We start from the raw sequence: 19,516 nt of genomic DNA on the forward strand, positions 1-19,516 counted from the left end.
AGCCGTACTACTACGCCTGCCGGTGATCCCGGCGCCGCGCGATCACCACCGGCCGGGCAGGCGCGGCGTACGCCGCCGGCTCCGGGAACGACCGGCGGCGGTCACCCGTTCGGCATCCACCGCACCGGCGAGGTGGGCCGGAATATGATCCGGTATCCGGCGCCGGGAGCCGATCACGAGCTTCTGCCGGACGCTGGCGACCTGCGCGTCCACTGTTCACACCGAACTACCCCGCCGCTAGGCGATGGCACTGTTCGGCCAGCCCGCGGCCGCCAGTACCGCGACCTCACGTTCGGCCGGCGATAAGCTCCCCCAGCGCGAATCGGCCGATCCCCCATGATCGACCGGTGTGTCCACCGCCAACGGACGCACCGGCCAACGGCGACGCAAGTACTCCCGTACCGCGTCGCTACCGGGGCGGAACTGCCCGCCCCGTTGCTCGGCGACGGCGAAATCCGCCGGTCCGATGACCGCCGTGGCGACCTCGGTCGCCCGGTGCACGCCGAGCACCACCATCGGCACCCGCTCGATACAAACCCCCATCGAGCGGTGGCAGGCCCGGAAAACCCCGACCAGCCAGGCCAGTTCGGTGGCACGGATGCGGATGGCCGCCGCGGCACCCAGCGCGGCGGGATCCCCCCGCGACGTCACCCGCACCGAGGGCGGGGCGGCCGGCCGGGCCGCCTCGGCCGGGCCGCGGCGCAATCGGTCGCCGGCGAACAGGCGCACGCTCTCCACCAGATACCACCGCACAGTCGTCTCGGTGCGGAAAGTCGAGACCAGGGAGCGTTCGGCCAGCCGTTCCAGCAGCGGCGCCACCCGCTCGGCGGGCAGTATCCCGTCCGCGCAGACCGCTATGACAGCGGGCAGTTCGACTCCGTTGCGCTGCGGCACGACCCCGTCGGTTTCGTATCCGGCCGCGAAGACCGACAGGCGCCGCAACAGCACCTGCTCCTCGGCAGATCCGGCGCACCAGCGCGAGCTGGGCCGGATCGTCGGGCACGGGGCATCCGGTGAGTTCGGCACGCTGCCGGAACAGCTGCAGCGATTCGAAGGCCGACAGCGGCGGCACGGCGAGGATGTACTCGTCGGCCCAGCCGATGGGCTCGCGGCTGGTGGCCAGCAGGGTGAGACCGGGCGTGGCGGCGAGCAGCTCGATGACCGCGCGCGGCCGCCGCGAGCACGTGTTCACAGTTGTCCAGCACCAGAATCGCGTGCTCGGCGATCACGCCCGCGGGCGGACCCACCGCGACATCCAGGGGCGTCGGGGTCGCTGATATCGGTCCGCACACCGAGCGCAGCACGGTCGCGGCGCATTCGCCGCAGTCACGTTCGAGTTCGGCCAGGCGCGCCCAGTACACCGGCCGGTCCGGTTCGGCGCGGTGAACCCGGCGCATCGCTTCGGCGGCCAGTCCGGTTTTGCCGATACCGCCGGGTCCCACCAGGGTGATCAGTCGTCCCGAGCCGGAACGCAGCAGGTCGTCGAGGCACGCGAGTTCCCGCATCCGACCGAAGAACTCGGTGGCAGGTGCGGCCGGTGCCGCACCGTCCGGGTAGATCACCGACATGGAAACGTAAATTAGTGCACGTCACGTCGGACCGTCGGACGAACCCGTGCATTTCACCCAACACCCGCCCGCGGGACGCTCAGCACATCAGGCAGGCCTGCTGGCGGTAGTGCATCTGGACCACCGCGCTGTCGAAGGTCAGCACATCTACCAGTCGCAGCCCGCTGGTATCCACCGGCGACCGGAACAGGGGAACACCGTCGCCCAGGAGCAGGGGGTGCACGAAGAGCCGGAACTCGTCGATCAGATCGTGCGCCATGAAGGACCGTGCGGTTTCCGCCCCGCCGAAGAGCACCATGCGCTGGCCCGCGGCCCGCCGTTGCCGCACCTCCTCGATCGGATCCGGGCCGGTGACCTGGGTGTTCCACGAGGGGTCGCGCAGGGTGCGGGAGACGACGAGTTTCGGCGCGGCGCGCCAGAATCGCGCGAAGTCGACGTAGAACGGCGAGACCGGCGCCAGATCGGCGGTGGGCCAGAAGGCCGCCAGGATCTCGTAGGTTCTGCGGCCGTAGAGCAGCAGGTCGGCGCTACGGAGTTCATCCAGGTATTCGGTACAGAGTTCCTCGTCCACGACCGGCCAGTGGACCGCCTCGTCGGGTCCCTCCGCGAACCCGTCGAGTGATATCTGCATCCACAGTGTCACGCTTCCCATTCCATGCCTCATCTACCGCGTCAGGTGCCAAGAAGCAGATTCTGCACCCGCCCAGGGCCGCGCGCATCCGTAGAAGAGCGGAAAGTTACCTAAGTAGTCGTTCGCCGGGAAATCGTCCCGGCCGACGGAAGAGCCACCGTTGAATGTACCGTCGTTCAGCGCGATGCTCCCCTACCCCTTTCCCAGTCCGGGGAAGCCGCAGTGCTCGGTTCAGCTCTCCGCGGGAAGATCGGCGAGTTCGCTGTCGCTGTCGATGTAGTGCGCGACGAACTTGTTCACCAGTTCCGCCGCCGCCTTACCGGGCAGGGTGCGGGCGAGCTGCAACTGTCCGGTCAATTCCGCCAGGTCGGCGGCTTCCTGCCCGGAATCCCGATACTTCTGCCAGGTCGTGCGATGGAACAGGTCGACGAATCGGCGGGCCATCCGGTCGCAATCGGCCCGGATTCGTTCGAGCTCGCCGAGGACCTCGGCATCGGGAACACCGGCGGCCGCCAGTTGCTCCGCGATCCGGATGAGCTGCCTATCGGCGGGCCGATAGGTGGCGGCGTCGACCGGCTCGTAGAGCCCGACGGCGACGATCCTGGCCAGCCCGTTCGGCACCGAGCCGTAGCGTTCCTGCAGTTCGGTGGCGGGAATGGCATCGGCGGGAGCGGCCGACTCGTCCGCGGACGGCTCGCCGGACTCCATACCGCCGAGCAGCGGCCCGACGCCCAGGATGTCCCCCAGATCGTCCCCGCGGTCCCATGCCTTGAGCAGTTCCTTGATGCCGTTCAGTTTGATGCCGCGATCGAGCAACCTGCTGATCGTGCGCACCCGATTGAGGTGATCTGGACTATAGTAACCCGTTCGCCCCTTGACCTGCGGTGGAGGCAGAACCCCCCGTTCGTGGTAAACCCGCAGGCTGCGCACGGTCGTGCCGGCAGCCCGCGCCAGTTCATCGATCGTGTACTCCACACCAGCAGCCATATAACAAGGAAACCACAAAGGCGCGATGACAACCTGCGCCGGACACGACCGAAACGTCCGATTCAACCCGGGTTGGGGCGGGTTCGCTAGTTCGTCGAGCTTGAAGTAACGGCCCGTTGGGTATGTGTGCGGCGCTCGTCTTCCGACATACCGCCCCACACTCCGTACGGCTCGCCGACCGCCAGCGCGTAACTGCGGCACCGATCGAGTACCGGACAGCTATCACAGATCTGTTTGGCGCGCTGCACCCGCGCGGCCCGCGCCCGGCCCCGCTCCCCTTCGGGATGGAAGAACACGGTGGATTCCAGGCCGCGGCAGGACCCGTTCAATTGCCAGTCCCATGCCTCGGCCGCCGGGCGCCGAGACTGGATCACGGTGGACATACACAACTCCTCTGCCCGCAATTCTGTGAAGTCAGCGTAATTACTCCCCAGATGTGGGAATCGGCGCCGAGCGACCGCCCACAGCCTTCCCGGCAGTGGCGACCACCGGGTCGAGCCGGACCGTGGAAACCGTCCTATGCTGCGAGTATGAGTGAGCTACCGGGCGCGCGCATCACCGTCGAGCAACGCGATCGCGCGCTGCGGGAGCTCGCCGAGCACCTCGGTTCGGGCCAGCTCACGCTCACCGAATACGAAGAACGCACCGCCGCCGTGACCGCCGCGCGTACCACCCCGGAACTCGCGGCCCTGTTCACCGACCTCCCCGCGCCGCCGGCGACACCCGGCTCGAACGAGACCGCCGATCCCGCGCTCGGTTTCGCGGTACTGGCCGGTGGCTCGGCCGTCTTCGCGCTTGTTCTCGCGCTGGTGTACGGAGGCTGGCTGTGGCTGCTGCTGCTGGTGATCGTCCTGGTCTCGGCGCCGCTACTGCCGGCAGTGATCCGGCGGGGCCGAATCGCCGGGCAGTCCTGAACCCTCACCAGCGGGTATGCGGTCGCACGCTGTTGGCCAGATCGACGAGCCGGTACCGGTGCAGGCGGCCGGGGGCGGTCCGGGCCAGGGCGCGCAGCCGTGACTCCAACCCGCCGCGAAGCCCCGCGACAGTGAGCGGATAGCCGAGCAGCCTGGTGTCGGCGGATGCGGGCCGCATCCGGGATTTCAACCACTCCAGTGCCGCACCGACCACGACGACCTGCATCTGCAATGCCCGCGGCTCATCGACGAGTTCCAGCCGCGATGCCGCTTCACGCAGATCGATCTCGGTGATCTCCCGATGCGGTCGCGATACCAGCAGCAGGCTGCCCGTCATCCGGGCGGTGCCGTAATGACGAGAGGTCACGGGTACCTCGTCGAGGACCTGCACGGCCTGCAACAGCTCACCGTCGGCGGCCAAGCGGCGAGCCAAACCGAACGCGGCGCTGACCACCGCGTGATTGGTCTGCCAGACCAGCCGGTAGAACTCCGACGCCGCGTCATGCCACCGGTCGGACTCACCGGGATCGCTCAGCGTCTGCAGGGCGAGTTCGGCCGTGGCGGCCAGGGCAAGCGGCGGCGCCAGCTCACCGGGCAGCATGGTGTGCACCTGGTCGAAATGCAGGTAGGCGAGTTCGTACTGCCCGTCCAGCAGATCGATGACACCGCTGAACCATTCGACCCGCCAGTCGGTCATCGCGCGGGGCCGCAACTCCTCGAGCAGTGCGAGCGCCGGAGCCATCTCACCGAGGTCGAGATGGGCGCGGACGGCGGCGAATGCCCCCTCGACCTCGAAGGTCTCCGGCGCGTCGATGGTACCGGCCGCGATACGTTCGGAGGTCTGGCGCAAGGAGTCCAGGGTCTGGCGGGCGTCACTGTGCAACAGCGGGCTCAGCAGCTGGACACTGGGGTCGTCGGCGTCGATCAGCGGGATGGGCAGGGTGGCCACCACCGCCGCGGCGTCGAGACCGAGGCTGCGGTGTCCACCGTCGACCATCCCGTCGGTCTGGCCGATCAAGGTGTCGATACCGAAATCCCCGCGCAGCGAGCCGAACTCCACCGATGCCTGCGGGTGTTCACGCCCGGAATCGGCGGCCAGCACCATCCGCAACACCCCGGCCAGCTGGCAGTACATGGCATAGGTGGAGGGGAAGCGCCGGCTCGGATCCATATGCGTCGCGCGCACCAGCAGCCGATACAGGCACGGATAACGCCGCAGCAGCGGGTACTCCTCCGGTGTCGGCATCTCGGTGCGGTAGTTGCCGTGGGAATCCTTGCGCAGGTCCAGGATCAGTGCGGCCAGGGTGCGGCCGGCCGCGTACACATCGGTGGCCACCGTGGGACCGGTTTCGATGATCTCCGGCGCCTGATAGCCGGGGGTGCCGTAGATACTGCCGTAGGACTCCATGGCCGCCACGGCGCCGAGATCGATGAGTTTGACCTCGTCGTCGGTGACCATGATGTTGTCCGGTTTGAGGTCGTTGTAGGCCAGCCCGAACGAGTGCAGATAGTCGAGAGCCGGCAGGACCTCCATCATGTACGCGATGGTCTCGGCCACCGGCAGACGTTCCGGCCCCGCCATATCCAGCATCTTCTTCAATGAGCGCCCGCCGACGTACTCCATCACGATGTAGCCGTCGGCCACCTCACGCTGCGAGCGGTGCTTGACGAAGTTGTAGATCTTGACCACGCCGGGATGCGTTATCTCGGAGAGGAACTGGCGTTCGGCCAGCGCCACCACGTGCGCCTCGAAGTCCTGGGGGTTCTGCAACCCTTTCAGGACCACCCACCGGTCACTGACGTTGGTATCGACGGCCAGATAGATCCAGCCCAGACCGCCGTGCGCCAGACAGCCTTTGACCAGGTACTGTTCCGCCACGACCTCGCCGGCGGAGAGGGCGGGCAGGAAGTTGTAGGCCGACCCGCACCGTGCGCACTCCCCGGCCACCGCGCCGGGCCCGTCCGGGCCGGACCGCCCGTTGGGCGCCTGGCATTTCCAGCAGAACCGCTTGTGCTCGGGCACCACCGGATCCGCGAGCACCGCGGTGGCGGGATCGACCGGATCCACCCGTGGCAGCGCCACGAGTCCGGCGCCGAGACGGCGGACGCTCGGGCGGGAACGGGCATTTCGCCCGGAGGGCATTTCGTCCTCGAAGCCGGCGAACGGGTCGGGATCATCGGAATCGTCGTCGTCGGCGAGCAGCAACTCATCGAGATCGTCGTCGTCCGGACCGGCGAGGCTGTTGAGCCGGGCGATATCGTCGCCGGTCAACGCGGCGATGGCCCGGTCGAAGTCCGACAGCGCCGGCGTCTCGGGCGGACTGTCCGAGCCCACGGGCGCGGCGACGACCGGGGGTACCGAACCCACTGTCACCGGCACGAAGACACCGGAACCGCTGGGGACCGAGGCGGCGTCGGTGGCACTGCGCGGCTCGGCACTGCCGGATTCGGCGAGTAGTTCCTCGGCGGCTCGCGTCAGGTCGGACTCGGCGGCCCGCTGGACACTTTCGCTGCTGTTGGTGCGCAGCGTCGACCAGGTGTGCGCGCCACGACGGGGCATTTCCACACCACGGATCCGCCGTTTGGACCAGGGCGGCGGGAGCGGACGCTCGGAGCTGGGCTGCGACGAGCTGGGCTGCTCTGGCATGCACGACCTCTCAAACCCGCGGAAGAACAGAGAGAGTCTATTGTTATCCCGGCCCGCGGGGGCGACAGGTCGATCGTTCCCTTTCCTGGGAATGCGGAATACCCCGGACCTGCTATCCGGGGTATTCCACGCAGTTCGGCCTTACCGCTGATCCTCGGGTTCGTCGAGGATCCGGACGGCGCTACCCGGTTCTTCGGCCGGCGCCGGGGCGGAGGGCACCACGGCACGTGCGGCGGTGAGCTCGCCCACCCGCTTCCGCGCCAGGAACCAGCCGCCGACCAGGGCCGGAACCCCGATCACCAGCATGGCGATCACCGCGGCCCGCTGTTCGATCTCGTCGCTGAACAGCATCAGCAGCACCACACCGGCCAGGAACAGCAGGGTGGCGTAGCTGGTGTACGGAGTGCCGGGCAGACGGAATTTCGGCCGGGTCACCTTGCCGTCGCGAGCCCACTTCCACAGCTGGAGCTGGCACAGCACGATCGCGGTCCACGAGAAGATGGTGCCCAGCGCCGAGACGTTCAGCACGATCTCGAAGGCCTGATCGGGGACCAAGGCATTCAGTCCGACGCCCGCCAGCGCGATCACACCGGTGGCGAGGATGCCCACGTACGGGACGCCGTTCCTGGACATGCGGCTCGCGACGGTCGGGGCGCTACCGTTCATCGACATCGAGCGCAGGATGCGGCCGGTCGAGTACAGGCCGGCGTTCAGGCTTGAGAACGCCGCAGTCAGTACCACCAGGTTCATGACCGAACCGGCACCGTCGATACCGATCTTGGAGAAGAAGGTGACGAACGGGCTCTCACCGGACTTGAAGACGGTGTAGGGCAGCAGCAGGCCGAGCAGCACCAGCGAACCGACGTAGAACAGCGCGATCCGGGCGATCACCGAGTTGATGGCGCGCGGCATGATCTTCTCGGGATTCTCCGCCTCACCGGCGGCGGTACCGATGAGTTCCACCGCGGCGTAGGCGAAGACGACACCGGTGGTGACGACGATCAGCGGCAGGAAACCGCTCGGGAACAGGCCGCCGTTGTCGGAGAGGACGCTGAGACCTGTCGGCTGGCCGTCGATATCGAAGCGACCGGCCAGGAAGATGGTGCCGATGATCAGGAAGGCCACGAGCGCGACGACCTTGATCAGCGCGGCCCAGAACTCCAGCTCACCGAACCACTTCACCGAGATCAGATTGATCGCGACCACGATGGCCAGGGCGATCAGCGCGATGGTCCACTGCGGTATCACCTCGAACGCGCCCCAGAAGTGGACGTAGGTGGCGATCGCGGTGATATCCACGATGCCGGTCATGCACCAGTGGAAGAAGTACATCCAGCCGACCGCGAAGGCCAGCTTCTCACCGTAGAACTCACGGGCGTAGGAGACGAACGACCCGGAGGACGGGCGGTGCAGGACCAGCTCGCCCAGGGCTCGCAGAATGAAGAATACGAAGATGCCGCAGACGGCGTATACCAGGAACAGGCCGGGTCCGGCCTCGTGCAGCCGGCTGCCGGCGCCGAGGAACAGGCCCGTTCCGATGGCGCCACCGATGGCGATCATCTGGAGCTGCCGGGGCCGCAGCGACTTGTGATAGCCCGCATCTTCGGCATGCAGACCGTCCGCCGGCGCCGCCTGACCCGGAGGCTCTTGAACTGTTGTCATCATGTTGCCTTTCGAGTGGCGCAGATCATGTCTGCGAGCAATGTACCGCTAGTTAGCGGCACGATCAATAGGGGGCCGTCAGGTGTAACTCAGTGGAAACCAGGCACTTTGGTGAAAACCCGAGGTCGGCCGCCGTGTAAGAGCCATTGATCGAGCCGCTGAACGTCGATACGCTGGATACGTCAATTGCGTAGGGAGCACCCAGATGGCCTGGTTCGAACGCGAGTTCATCGCCGTCCCCGAGACCGGCAAGAAACAACTCGTCTACAAGTGGCCGGATGTGAACATCCGGCGATACTCCCGCGCCATCGTCAATGCCGACCAGACCGCGCTGTTCGTGAAGTCCGGTCAGGTCCTGGGCACGCTGGGACCGGGCCGGCACCGGATCGACGCGGACGAACTCCCGGTTCTCGGCGCACTGGTGGATACACTGACCGGCGGCAACCTCTACCGCGCCGAGCTCTACTTCGTCTCCACCCGGGAGTTCGCCGGTATCAAATTCGGCGGCCGTCTCGCCGATATCGCCGACCCGATCAGCGAGCAGATCGTCACCCTGCGGGTTTTCGGCGAGTTCGCGCTGTCCGTCCGAGACGCCCGGCAGCTGATCACTTCACTGGCCGGTAGCACCGATCTGCACGATCCGGCCGGGATCGAATCCTGGAGCGCCGACCTGCTGCTGAAGGCGATGAAGGTCGCGGTGACACAGGGTGTTTCCCAGGGGGAGTGGCCGGTCCTCGGCCTGTCCGGACTCCTGCCCGTGATCGAGCAGGCGGTCGTCCAGCAGACCAATGCCGCGCTGTACGAGTACGGGCTACGAATACCGCGGCTCGGCAATTTCGACATCACCCTGGCCCCCGAAGACGCCGACCGGCTCAAACGGCTCGCCAAGGATGTCACCTACATCCGGCTCGCCGGGGATTTCCGGCAGTACGCCGCCGGGGAGATGGCGCTGGGCGCGGGCCAGGGGCTGGCCTCCGGGCACGGCCACGACGGCGGGTTCATCGGCGCCGCGCTGGGTATCAACGCCCTGCAGCAGCAGCCGGGACCCACGGTGGCCGGAAATTTCCCGCCGCCGCCGAGTTCGCCCTGGCAACAGCATCAGCCGCGCCGGGATGAGCCGAGCGCGACGGCGCTGCCGCCCACCGCGAAACCCGCCGAACTCGGTCCCGCGGCGGCGGACCCGATCTGCACCGCCTGCGCCACGGTCAACCCGCCGGGCGCCAAGTTCTGTGTCGAATGCGGGAATCGCTTCGCCCCGGCCGAACCGGCCCGATGCGTCGAATGCGACACCGAGATGCTGCCCACGGCCAGGTTCTGCGCCTCCTGTGGAACCCGCCGCCCGGACTGAATCCGGTACCCGGCCCGCCGCCGGGCGCGGCACGGCCGGTCGCCGGGCGCCGAACCCGAGTCGGCGGGCGGGTCCGGCGCCGGCAACGTAGAGCGCGAGCAGGGGCGCTGACAGGACGACGAGCCTTCGGCCGATCGGGTTCCGGCGGCACAGCGGCAACGGCGGGACCGGCACCGTCGAAAGCAGCTGGGATCTACCCCGGCTGGTGATCCGGGCGCACAGCGGCCGCGCGGTCTTCTGTTCCCGGGCGACCCGGAGACGCAGACGATCCGCAGCCGCGGCAACGGCACACCCGATCCGGTGCGACACGGTGTGGTCCGGTAAACCGCCCGGCCACCGATTCCGCCCCTAGGCTGGTGCGGTGAGGACCCGGTGAGTATCCAGGACCCCGACCAGCGGTTCCGCGCGGAGATCGCGGCGCTGCGCGCCCCTGTGCCGACGCCCTCCGATCAGGCCCTGCCCCCGGGGTTCACCGGACCGGACTTCGTGGAGTTGTTCCAGGCCCAGGTGCTGAGCCGGCAGGCCGATCTCGCCGCACGGCGGCTGGGTGCGAGCGGGCGCGGCTTCTACAGCATCGGTTCGTCCGGACACGAGGGCAATGTCGCGCTGTCGGCGGCGAGCCGTATCACCGATCCGGTCCTGCCGCACTACCGTTCGGGCGCCTTCTTCGTCCATCGCGCCCGCCGAGCCGGCGTGACGGACCCGGTGCGCGATATCCTGCTGGGCGTGGTGGCCGCCGCGACGGACCCCATTTCCGGGGGCCGGCACAAGGTGTTCGGCAGCGCGGCGGCCAATATCGTCCCGCAGACCTCCACCATCGCCTCGCAGCTGCCGCGCGCGGTCGGGCTCGCGTTCGCCCTCGAGCGCGCCGACCGGCTCGGGGTGGTCTGTCCGTGGCCGTCGGACGCGGTGGTGCTCTGCGGTTTCGGGGATGCCTCGGCCAATCATTCGACCGCGGCGGGCGCAATCAACGCCGCCGTCCACACCGCACATCTCGGCGTTCCCGTCCCGGTGCTGTTCGTCTGCGAGGACAACGGAATCGGGATCAGTGTGCCCACCCCGCCCGATTGGATCGAGCACGCCTACGGGCGCCGGCCGGGCCTGCGCTGGTTCGCGGCCGACGGCTGCGATCTCCGCGACGCGGTGGCCGGCGCTCTGGCGGCGGTGGATTGGGTACGCGCCCACCGCCGTCCGGCGTTTCTGCATCTGCGCACGGTGCGACTGTTCGGGCACGCCGGATCCGATGTGGAGAGCGCCTACCGCGACACCGCCGCGATCGAGGCCGGCCTGGCGCGCGATCCGGTCACCGCTACCGCGCGGCTCCTGATCACGGCCGGTATCCGTACCCCACGCGAACTGCTCGACCACTACGACCGCCTCGCCGAGCAGGTGGCCGTGACCGCGGACGAAGTATGTGGCGAACCGAAACTCGCCACCGCGGATGAGGTACTCGCACCGCTGGCCCCGGACCCTCCGAGCGACGAGGCACCGCGCCGGAGCCTCCGCGCGCCGGTGACCGCCGGGCTCTCCCCCGCGCCCCACCCGGCAGCGGGCGAGCCCCGCGTCACATCGGAGGTCGAAGACACAGCGGGGAGCGCGCCGGACACGCCCCCGCGGACCCTGGCGCAGGCGATCAACCACACCCTCGCCGAATTGCTCGCCCGCGACCCCGATGTCCTGGTCTTCGGCGAGGATATCGCCCGCAAGGGCGGCGTCTACGGCGTGACCAGAGGGCTGCGCAAACGGTTCGGTCCCCGGCGGGTGTTCGATACCCTCCTCGACGAGCAGAGCATCCTCGGCACGGCCCTGGGCGCCGGACTCGCGGGGTTCGTACCTATCCCGGAAATCCAGTACCTGGCCTACGTGCACAACGCGCTGGACCAGTTGCGCGGCGAGGCGGCGACCCTGTCCTTCTTCTCGGCCGGCCGCTACCGCAACCCGATGGTGGTGCGTATCGCCGGCTACGCCTACCAGCGCGGATTCGGCGGACACTTCCACAACGACAATTCCGTTGCCGCGCTGCGCGATATACCCGGCGTAATCGTGGCGTCGCCGGCCCGGCCGGATGATGCCGCGGCCGCGCTGCGCACCTGCGTCGCCGCCGCCCGCGCGGACGGCCGCGTCTGCGTTTTTCTGGAGCCCATCGCCCTCTACCACACTCGCGACCTGTACGAACCCGATGACGGGCAGTGGGCGGCGGCCGGTGCGGAAACCGTCTCCGCGCCGATCGGCCGGGCCCGCGTCTACGGCGAGGGAACGGATCTGACGATCGTCGCCTTCGCCAATACGGTGCCGATGAGCCTGCGTGTGGCCCGCCGCCTCGCGCAGCGCGGTATCGGTGCGCGCGTCCTCGATCTGCGCTGGCTCGCCCCGCTCCCGTACGCCGATCTGATCCAGCACGCCGCGGCCACGGGGCGGGTCCTGGTCGCCGACGAGACCCGGCGTAGCGGCGGCGTCTCCGAATCCGTGTGCGCGGCACTGGTGGACGCCGGTTTCACCGGCACACTGGCCCGGGTCACCAGCGCGGACAGTTTCATACCGCTGGGGCCCGCCGCCGCGACCGTCCTGCTGAGCGAGGCCGATATCGAGGCCGCCGCCGACCATTCGCTCTTCCCGGGCCGGGCGTGATCCACCGCCGCGCCCCAGCCCACCGGCCGATACCGCGAATCTTTTGTGCGCCCCCGGGTTCACACCCGGCGGGCCACGCGAAGGCGGGCCGGCCGCGGTCAGTCGATCGCCGTGAGGTCGTACACCGTGGCCCCGTCGACCTCGGTGGCGGTGTAGTTGTCCTGCACCCACCGGCCGATCTTCGAGGCCTCCGATTGCGACGCCGACCCCGGTCCGCCGCCGCGGCCACCCGCGATGAAGTAGTGGATCGCGCCGTCGGCCACGTACTGCTGGAACTGTTCGAGCGTGGGAGACGGATCGCCGCCGCCGAAACCGCCGATCGACATCACCGGCACGTCTCCGGCCAGGTGATAGCCCGCGTTCTGGGCGGATTCCGCTGTGCCCGAACGCTTTTTCGGGCACCATCTGATCGTGTGATGATCAGACGAGTTCATGGAGCTGCCCTGCTGGCCCTGGCCGCCGCGACGTTCGCACCCCTCACCACCGCACCCGCGGTCGCGGACGCACCATTCACCGCACCCCAGGTCACCTTCGCGAGTACCGCACCGGGAACGGTGACCGCGACCCTGCACAACCCGAACGACCGGGGTCAGTGCTGGGCGGAGGCGGGAGTCGGTCCGGAGAACAATCACGTCTTCTTCGGGGAGGCGAAACCGGAATCGCTGGCCGGACCGGGCCGGACCGTCGAGACCTCGCTGACGGGTCTCGAATCGGGGACCACGATCAACGCCCGCGGCGGCTGCGCCGATACCGGTCCCGCCGGCGGGTACGAGCTGGGCGAATTCGTCACGGTCACCATCCCCTAGCCGGATACGGCCCGCGAGCATCGAGATATCCATCCTGTTGCGCAGAGCGGTAGCGCGCTGTGCTTTCAGGGTCGGCCCGCCCCCGGCGCGGGCGCGGGGAACGCCACCACCCGGCCGCTGGGTCCGGGTGTCTCCGCGCCGTACTCCTGACCGACCACGAACAGCCGGGGGCGGTCGGGGTCACGGTCGAGCACGCAGGCGAAAGCACCGCGGTCGAATTCCACGGTGTCCAGGACCGCGCCGCCTTCGGCGACCCGGACGCAGTGCCGGTTACCCACATCCGCGTACCAGGCCGCGCCTTCGGTATCGAGGCAGATACCGTCGGGATGGTCGCCGGGGGTGGGTGCCCAGACCCGGCGGCCGGCGAGATCGCCCGAAGGCGTGATGTCGTAGGCGGTGAGTCGCTCGGCATAGGATTCGGCGACGATCAGGGTGGCGCCGTCCGCGGTGATCGCCATACCGTTCGGGAACGCGAGATCGTCGGCGACCCGGCGCACCGTACCGGCCGGAGTCACCAGCACGACGAACCCCGGCGCGAACTCCCCGCCGGGGAAATCGAATCCGATGCTGTTGACGTAGGCGTTGCCCCGGGCGTCGACGACGATATCGTTCCACGGTGTATCCGTTTCACCGGCGAGATCGGCGTGCGTCACCAGGCTGCCGCCGGGCTCGCGGCGCAGCAGGCGCCGCCGGCCCGAATCGACGATGAGCAGCCGCCCGTCGGGCAGGAAGTCGATACACATGGGGAACGAGGGCACAGCGGCGATCACCTCACCATGTCCCGGGCCGTTTACCGCGATCACCTGATTCGCGCCCCAGTCGGAGAACCACAGCCGGCCCTCGTGCCAGCGCGGCGATTCACCGAACACGATTCCCTCGAGCACTACCTCTGGTGTCTCCATGTGAGATTCCCTTCGTTCGCAGGTGGTGATACAGACCTGGCGACTGTCCGGAATTCATCGCTCGGGCGCGGCAGCGGTGTGCGGCGGGGGCTTGCGATCAGCCGATGCCGTACGCGGCGAGGGCGTCGAGCAGGGCGCGCGGCCGTTGATCGGCCGGTCGCGGATCGACGAGTTCGACCGGGCAGCCGATCTCGGCGGCGGCGCCGTCGGCCTCGGCGCTGTCCCCGATCATCAAGGTCTCGCCCGGCGGTACACCGATGCGTTCGCAGGCCAGCGCGAAGAGCCGCGGATCGGGTTTTACGGCGCCTTCGCGATACGAGAGCACGAATTCGCGTACGTAGTCGGCCGTGCCGGCGTGTTCGAATGCCGACCGGATATCCCAGGCGATATTGCTGAGGACCGCGACCGGCAACTCGAGACCCGCCACCACCTTCAATGCGGCCGCCGCATCCGGGTACGGGGCCCACGCGCCGGCCGATATCAGCTGGTCGTAGAGGTAGCCCGGGTTACCGACCCCGGACCCCTCCAGCACGGCCGTATACAGTTCGCGGTGCAACGGCGGGTCGAGATCCCGGCGGTGCCAGTCGTCACGCAGATGGTCGGGCAGCCCCTCGGGTCGCCCGGTCGGAGCGGTCATCCGGCGCATGATCTCGGCCTGGCGTGCACCGGCGAGCGGCGCCCCGCGACGATCGATCAATCCGTCGAGTATCGGTTCGAACCGGAAAAGTGTGCCGGAGAAATCGAAGAGGACGCCGCGGATGGTCATGCGAGTCAGGTTACGGATGACCGCGGCCGCCCGGGCCGCAGCCGCGACAGGGTTCCCGGGGTCAGCCGCTGCGCGAGTGTCTCCAAAGCGGCGACCACCTGGGCGACCTCCTCGGGATCGCCGGTACCGAGCGCCGCCGCGAGCGCGGTATCGATCGTGGTCGCTCGGACCGTATCGACCCGATCGGAGGCATCGGGCGCTTGACGGATCAGGACGCGACGCCGGTCGGCCGGATCGGGTTCGCTCACGATCGCGCCCGCCTCCCGTAGGCGCGCGACGCATCCGGAGACCTGGCTCTGCGGCAGACCCGTACGCGCGGCGATCTCCCCCACCGCGCTGCCGGGGTGCTCGACGATATCGCTGGCCACGATCAGCACCGACCGGACACTCGTCGGGTACCGCGGCAGCCCCTCGGTCGGCATCGCCTCCTCGCCGATCTTCATCAGCGTGCGCCCGAGCAGGAAGAGTTCGACTCCGTTCACCAAGGGCACGTTACCCGAAACGCATCATTCCAAATACATCTTTCTTGATGTATCTAAAATGATGAATTACGGTGCTCGGTATGACCCACTTCAGAACCGGCCGCCTCCCCGTCTCCGGTGCGACCCTGTACTACGAGATCCGCGGCAGCGGTCCGCTGCTCCTGCTACTACAGGGCGGCGACGGCAACACCGCCCGCGGCGCCGACCTGGCCGGACGACTCGCCACCGACTACACCGTGGTCGTCCCCGACCGCCGCGGCCTGTCCGGCAGCGTGCTCGACGACCCGGACCCGCCCGTGACGATGGCCACCCACGCCGAGGACACCCACCGCCTCCTGGCAGCCCTCACCGACGAACCGGCCCGGATATTCGGTTCCAGCTACGGCGCGCTCATCGCGCTCACCCTGGCCGCCGACCATCCGGAACAGGTCCGCACCCTCATCGCCCACGACCCCGCCACGATCGGCCTGCTGCCGACCGCGGCCCGCGACCGTGCCGAACACGACCTCGCTGCCCTCGACGAGGCCTACCGTCGCGACGGCGCACTACCCGCGCTCCGGAAACTCGCCGAACTGGTCCACGCCGATTTCTCCGATCGGGAACCCGGCGTCGCGCCACCGGCACCGCGTGGCCCCGGAGACCTGGACTTCTTCCTGTCCCGGGACCTGCCGGAGATCCGCTCGTCGACGCTGGACGCCGCACATATCGCCGCACTCGCCAGGACCCCGGTCCACATCGTGCCCGCCGCCGGTCACGGCTCCCGGGGGATCTGGAACTACGACTGCGCCCGAGCCCTGGCCGCCCTACTGGACAGCACGGTCACCGATTTCCCGGGCGGCCACAGCCTTTCCACCCATCCGGTCGCCTTCGCCGCGCGGCTGCGCGAGGTGCTGGGCAGCCGGCGGCACCCAACCACTACCTCCGCCTCGGCCTCGGACCACGACTGAAGGGCCGACCGCCCGTCGAGGTCGCGGGATCAGTCGGCGATCGGACGCCCGGCCGCGCGCTCCGCCCCTCTCTCGATCACGGCTTGCGCGAAGTCCGCGACCGGGACGACAGTACTGCCGTCGTCGGTCAAATCCATGCGTTTCAGTCCATCCCGGAAGTCCTGGTCCCAGAACGGGTAGACGCTCAGCTCGACTTGCTCGTCGCCAGAGCGCAGCTGCACAAAGGAGGGCTCGAGGTCGGTCGAGCCTGCGTGCAGTCGCGCGTGGTTGATCCGCGCCGCATGCCGTAGACCGGCGTCCATATTGTCCTTGGCCACATCGAGCGGAGAACCATGAGGGGACAGCGGCCCCAGCGCATCTTCCAACCTCGGCAAGAATTTGGAACGTACCGCGATGGCGAGGTCGTCGCCCACGTTCAATCTCACGTGGCGCGCCGATTGCAATGCCTCACCGAGCCACCCCGGGAGCGGAGGCGTCTCACGGACTGCGAACGAAATCTCCCTGGTCCACCCGTCCGGGTCGTCCACCAGCAACCGGTGGTCGAGTCGGCCGAATACCGAATCATCGAGCACCTCGGCAGGCGGGGCGCTGTCTCCCCGGTCGAGAATCCGGACCCGCAACGTCCGATCGGGACGTTCGCCCGCGGTTTCCAACACGACGTGCGGGTCCGCACCGGTGGAGCGAGCCGAATAAGCAGTCGTATCACTCAGGGTCAACCCGATATCGTCTCGCCGGCCGGCGGGCCAATCCGGTAGCTGCCGATCGAGCCAATCCCACGCCCGGGCAGTTGTTTGCGCATCGGCGCGCGAGAGGGTCACTTCGGGAGCACCGTCCGAGAGGCCGCGAGTCGCAGCAGCAACGAGTTGCTGCCCTTGCTCACCGGCGTGTTCGCCGGCCGATGCGCCCACACCGGCATGCTCGGCGTGCCGGTGGGTCCAATCGGACTGCCCGCTCGAGCGCCGGCTCAGCAGCTCCGCCAAGTCGTCCCGGAGCCGCCGGAACACCTCGTCTCCTGCCCACCTCACCGGTTCACACCCGAGGCCGGCGCCGCGGCACCCGGCCCACGACGGAAACGGAGACGAAAGCCCGCGAGCGGGGGAGAGAAACCGCACCGAGGCGCCGTCGCGCGGGAGCCGACCGACCTACAGCCCTTGCAAAATCCCACAATTTCACAATAAGGCCCGCTGGACAGCGCCTGCCACAACCCGGTTCTGTGAGTTGTTACGGATCCAACCGGCCGCTTCCTCTAGGACGCAGAGATGTCCACCGCCCGGCCTGACACACGCGAGGACCGACCTACCGAGGCGAGCACGCCCGGCGCCGCCGTCAGCGGATCGGGTGGACGCTCCGACGGTCACTTTCCGGTGAGCTCCCCGAGCGCGCCCAGCAGGAATCCGTTCACAGCGCCCGTCGCCTCCAATTGCACCAGATGACCGGCGCTCGGCACCGATTGCACGGCACGCAGATCCGGAAGCAGCGCGCGCATCGTGGCCAGGGGGTCGCGGCCGCTGAACCCTTCCATATCGGGGTCGTTCTCCCCGTAGACGAAGTACACCGGGACCGTGGGGACCGCCTCCGCATATTCGGCCGTCAGTTCCCAGTTGCGATCGATGGCCCGGTACCAGTTCAGGCCACCGGTGAACCCGGTGCGCTCGAAATCTTCGGCCAGGATGTCGAATTCGTCCGCCGAAAGCCACGACCAGGGCAGTTCCGGCGCCGCGGGCAGCGCATCGATATAGCGGGTTCCCGGCGGGTTCTTCCACACGTCGAGATAGTGGAAATCTCCGCTCAGCGCGAAGTAGACCCGGGAAAGGAATTCGCGTGGCCGTTCGGCCAGATGCCCGTCGGCTACGCCGGGTTCCTGAAAGTACTGCAGGTGCAGGAAATGCCGCTCGGCCATCTTCCCCCAGTAGTACCCGGGCGGTTTCGGGGCGCGCGGGGCGAAGGGGTTGTTCAGGATCACCAGTCCGCGCACCCGCTCCGGCGCGCGCAGCGCGAGCTCCCACAGCAGGGCCGCGCCGAAATCGACGCCCACGAAAATCGCCTGGTGGGCGTCGATATCGTCGAGCAACGCGAGTAGGTCACCGACCACGGCCTCGTTGGTGTAATCGTCGATCGACTCGGGCGCGCCGGTCCGGCCCGCGCCGCGCAGATCGGGGGCCAGGGCCCGATATCCGGCGGCGGCGGCCGCCGCGAGCTGGCGATGCCAGACGTACCAGGTGTGCGGGAATCCGTGGCAGAAGATCACCGGGTGGCCCCGGCCCTGTTCGGCGACATGCATCCGCACGCCGCCGGTGTCGACGAACCGGTGTGTCGGCTCCACCGAACCTCCCGAATACTAGAACGCGTTACAGTTTCACGGTAACGTCCCGGGACTGTGAGCGGAACACCACACCCCCTGCAGAATCGGATCGCGGTGGTCACCGGCGCCAGCCGTGGGATCGGCAAAGGTATCGCCCTCGAACTGGGCGCCGCCGGCGCGACCGTCTACGTGACCGGACGATCGGACCGGCCGGGCAGACTCCCGGGCACCGTGGGCGAAACGGCCGCGCGGATCGACGAACTCGGCGGCACCGGCGTGCCGGTGGTCTGCGATCACCGCGACGACGAGGCGACCGCCGCGCTCTTCGAGCGGATCGGCAACGAGCACGACCGGCTCGACATCCTGGTGAACAACGTCTACAACTCCCCCGCCGCCGCCCGCTGGCTCGGCCGCAAATTCTGGGAGGTGCCACCCGCGGCGTGGGACGAAACCTTCGAGGTGGGCGTTCGATCGCATTACGCGGCGGCCGTCTACGCCGCGCCGCTGCTGCTGAAGGGCGCCGGCTTGATCGTCAATGTCTCCTCACCGGGCTCGCGGCGGTATATGCACAACGCGGTGTACGGAGTCGCCAAGACCGCACTCGACCGGATGACCGCCGATTTCGCACGCGATCTCGCCGGTACCGAGGTGACCGCGGTCTCGATCTGGCCGGGCATCGTCGACACCGAACTACTGCAGATGGTGCCCGCCGACGCGGACGGCAACCGGGTGGTGACACTTCCCGGAGAGGGCAGTTTCGACCTGAATCAGGCGGAGACCCCGCGGTTCGCGGGCCGCGCGGTGGTGGCCCTCGCCACCGACCCCGACCGCGGGAAACGATCCGGGCAGGCCTGGAAGGTCGCCGATCTGGCCGGCGACTACGGGTTCACCGATGTGGACGGGAGAGTTCCCCGCCACGACTGACC

General features: G+C 68.6%; 19 protein-coding genes. 6 read left to right on the forward strand and 13 right to left on the reverse strand.

What is annotated here, in order from left to right:
- Window positions 1–237 precede the first annotated feature (237 nt).
- The 5 genes from ACLML9_RS06825 to ACLML9_RS06845 all read right to left on the reverse strand — a co-directional run bounded on the left by ACLML9_RS06825 (window position 238) and on the right by ACLML9_RS06845 (window position 3,569).
- Window positions 238–948 (reverse strand): hypothetical protein, encoded by a 711-nt coding sequence (locus ACLML9_RS06825; RefSeq protein WP_411944723.1) that lies wholly within the window; start codon window positions 946–948, stop codon window positions 238–240.
- Window positions 855–1,568: an AAA family ATPase gene (locus ACLML9_RS06830; protein WP_411944686.1), complete on the reverse strand. Its 714-nt coding sequence runs from the start codon at window positions 1,566–1,568 to the stop codon at window positions 855–857. Before ACLML9_RS06830 ends, ACLML9_RS06825 begins: the two co-directional genes overlap by 94 nt.
- 79 nt (window positions 1,569–1,647) lie before the next feature.
- The gene (locus ACLML9_RS06835) at window positions 1,648–2,220 is read right to left on the reverse strand and encodes a dihydrofolate reductase family protein (RefSeq protein ID WP_411944687.1); all 573 of its coding nucleotides are present in this window, start codon (window positions 2,218–2,220) and stop codon (window positions 1,648–1,650) included.
- A 210-nt stretch (window positions 2,221–2,430) separates the two neighbouring features.
- Complete coding sequence (locus tag ACLML9_RS06840) at window positions 2,431–3,186, reverse strand: MerR family transcriptional regulator (protein WP_411944688.1); 756 nt, start codon at window positions 3,184–3,186, stop codon at window positions 2,431–2,433.
- Window positions 3,187–3,272: 86 nt separating this feature from the next.
- A complete protein-coding gene (locus ACLML9_RS06845; protein ID WP_411944689.1) occupies window positions 3,273–3,569 on the reverse strand; it encodes a WhiB family transcriptional regulator in 297 nt (98 codons plus the stop codon).
- 147 nt (window positions 3,570–3,716) lie between these two features.
- Between ACLML9_RS06845 and ACLML9_RS06850 the strand changes: the two genes are divergently transcribed.
- A complete protein-coding gene (locus tag ACLML9_RS06850; RefSeq protein ID WP_411944690.1) occupies window positions 3,717–4,100 on the forward strand; it encodes a DUF1707 domain-containing protein in 384 nt (127 codons plus the stop codon).
- Between the two features lie 4 nt (window positions 4,101–4,104).
- On the opposite strand, the gene ACLML9_RS06855 is transcribed toward ACLML9_RS06850, so the two are convergent.
- Window positions 4,105–6,660 carry a tetratricopeptide repeat protein gene (locus ACLML9_RS06855; protein ID WP_411944691.1) on the reverse strand — a complete coding sequence of 852 codons (2,556 nt, stop codon included), beginning with the start codon at window positions 6,658–6,660 and terminating at the stop codon, window positions 4,105–4,107.
- Between the two features lie 228 nt (window positions 6,661–6,888).
- Window positions 6,889–8,409 (reverse strand): amino acid permease, encoded by a 1,521-nt coding sequence (locus ACLML9_RS06860; RefSeq protein ID WP_411944692.1) that lies wholly within the window; start codon window positions 8,407–8,409, stop codon window positions 6,889–6,891.
- Between the two features lie 205 nt (window positions 8,410–8,614).
- Between ACLML9_RS06860 and ACLML9_RS06865 the strand changes: the two genes are divergently transcribed.
- On the forward strand, window positions 8,615–9,757 hold the full coding sequence (locus tag ACLML9_RS06865; protein WP_411944693.1) for an SPFH domain-containing protein: 1,143 nt from the start codon (window positions 8,615–8,617) through the stop codon (window positions 9,755–9,757).
- 372 nt (window positions 9,758–10,129) lie between these two features.
- Entirely contained in the window at window positions 10,130–12,385 is a 2,256-nt protein-coding gene (locus ACLML9_RS06870; RefSeq protein ID WP_411944694.1) for a thiamine pyrophosphate-dependent enzyme, read from the forward strand.
- A 98-nt stretch (window positions 12,386–12,483) separates the two neighbouring features.
- Here the strand turns inward: ACLML9_RS06870 and ACLML9_RS06875 are convergent, their stop codons facing one another.
- Window positions 12,484–12,819, reverse strand: coding sequence for a hypothetical protein (locus ACLML9_RS06875; protein ID WP_411944695.1), 336 nt, complete (start codon window positions 12,817–12,819; stop codon window positions 12,484–12,486).
- On the opposite strand from ACLML9_RS06875, the gene ACLML9_RS06880 reads away from it, so the two are divergent.
- Window positions 12,802–13,191 carry a hypothetical protein gene (locus ACLML9_RS06880; protein ID WP_411944696.1) on the forward strand — a complete coding sequence of 130 codons (390 nt, stop codon included), beginning with the start codon at window positions 12,802–12,804 and terminating at the stop codon, window positions 13,189–13,191. The two genes, ACLML9_RS06875 and ACLML9_RS06880, sit on opposite strands and share 18 nt — an antisense overlap.
- A 65-nt stretch (window positions 13,192–13,256) precedes the next feature.
- Here ACLML9_RS06880 and ACLML9_RS06885 read toward each other — a convergent pair whose 3' ends face one another.
- The 3 genes from ACLML9_RS06885 to ACLML9_RS06895 form a co-directional block, all read right to left on the reverse strand.
- Window positions 13,257–14,093: an SMP-30/gluconolactonase/LRE family protein gene (locus tag ACLML9_RS06885; RefSeq protein ID WP_411944697.1), complete on the reverse strand. Its 837-nt coding sequence runs from the start codon at window positions 14,091–14,093 to the stop codon at window positions 13,257–13,259.
- 97 nt (window positions 14,094–14,190) lie between these two features.
- On the reverse strand, window positions 14,191–14,859 hold the full coding sequence (locus ACLML9_RS06890; RefSeq protein WP_411944698.1) for an HAD family hydrolase: 669 nt from the start codon (window positions 14,857–14,859) through the stop codon (window positions 14,191–14,193).
- Window positions 14,860–14,864: 5 nt separating this feature from the next.
- Complete coding sequence (locus ACLML9_RS06895; protein ID WP_411944699.1) at window positions 14,865–15,341, reverse strand: MarR family winged helix-turn-helix transcriptional regulator; 477 nt, start codon at window positions 15,339–15,341, stop codon at window positions 14,865–14,867.
- A gap of 80 nt (window positions 15,342–15,421) precedes the next feature.
- Here ACLML9_RS06895 and ACLML9_RS06900 point away from each other — a divergent pair, with 80 nt between their 5' ends.
- Entirely contained in the window at window positions 15,422–16,288 is an 867-nt protein-coding gene (locus ACLML9_RS06900; protein ID WP_411944700.1) for an alpha/beta fold hydrolase, read from the forward strand.
- A gap of 29 nt (window positions 16,289–16,317) precedes the next feature.
- Here ACLML9_RS06900 and ACLML9_RS06905 read toward each other — a convergent pair whose 3' ends face one another.
- Window positions 16,318–17,313 (reverse strand): hypothetical protein, encoded by a 996-nt coding sequence (locus tag ACLML9_RS06905; protein WP_411944701.1) that lies wholly within the window; start codon window positions 17,311–17,313, stop codon window positions 16,318–16,320.
- A gap of 329 nt (window positions 17,314–17,642) precedes the next feature.
- Window positions 17,643–18,611 carry an alpha/beta fold hydrolase gene (locus ACLML9_RS06910; RefSeq protein ID WP_411944702.1) on the reverse strand — a complete coding sequence of 323 codons (969 nt, stop codon included), beginning with the start codon at window positions 18,609–18,611 and terminating at the stop codon, window positions 17,643–17,645.
- Between the two features lie 54 nt (window positions 18,612–18,665).
- Between ACLML9_RS06910 and ACLML9_RS06915 the strand changes: the two genes are divergently transcribed.
- Window positions 18,666–19,514 (forward strand): SDR family NAD(P)-dependent oxidoreductase, encoded by an 849-nt coding sequence (locus tag ACLML9_RS06915; RefSeq protein ID WP_411944703.1) that lies wholly within the window; start codon window positions 18,666–18,668, stop codon window positions 19,512–19,514.
- Window positions 19,515–19,516 lie beyond the last annotated feature (2 nt).

This window comes from Nocardia sp. NPDC002869, assembly GCF_046764065.1.
GTDB classification, from domain to species: domain Bacteria; phylum Actinomycetota; class Actinomycetes; order Mycobacteriales; family Mycobacteriaceae; genus Nocardia; species Nocardia rhamnosiphila.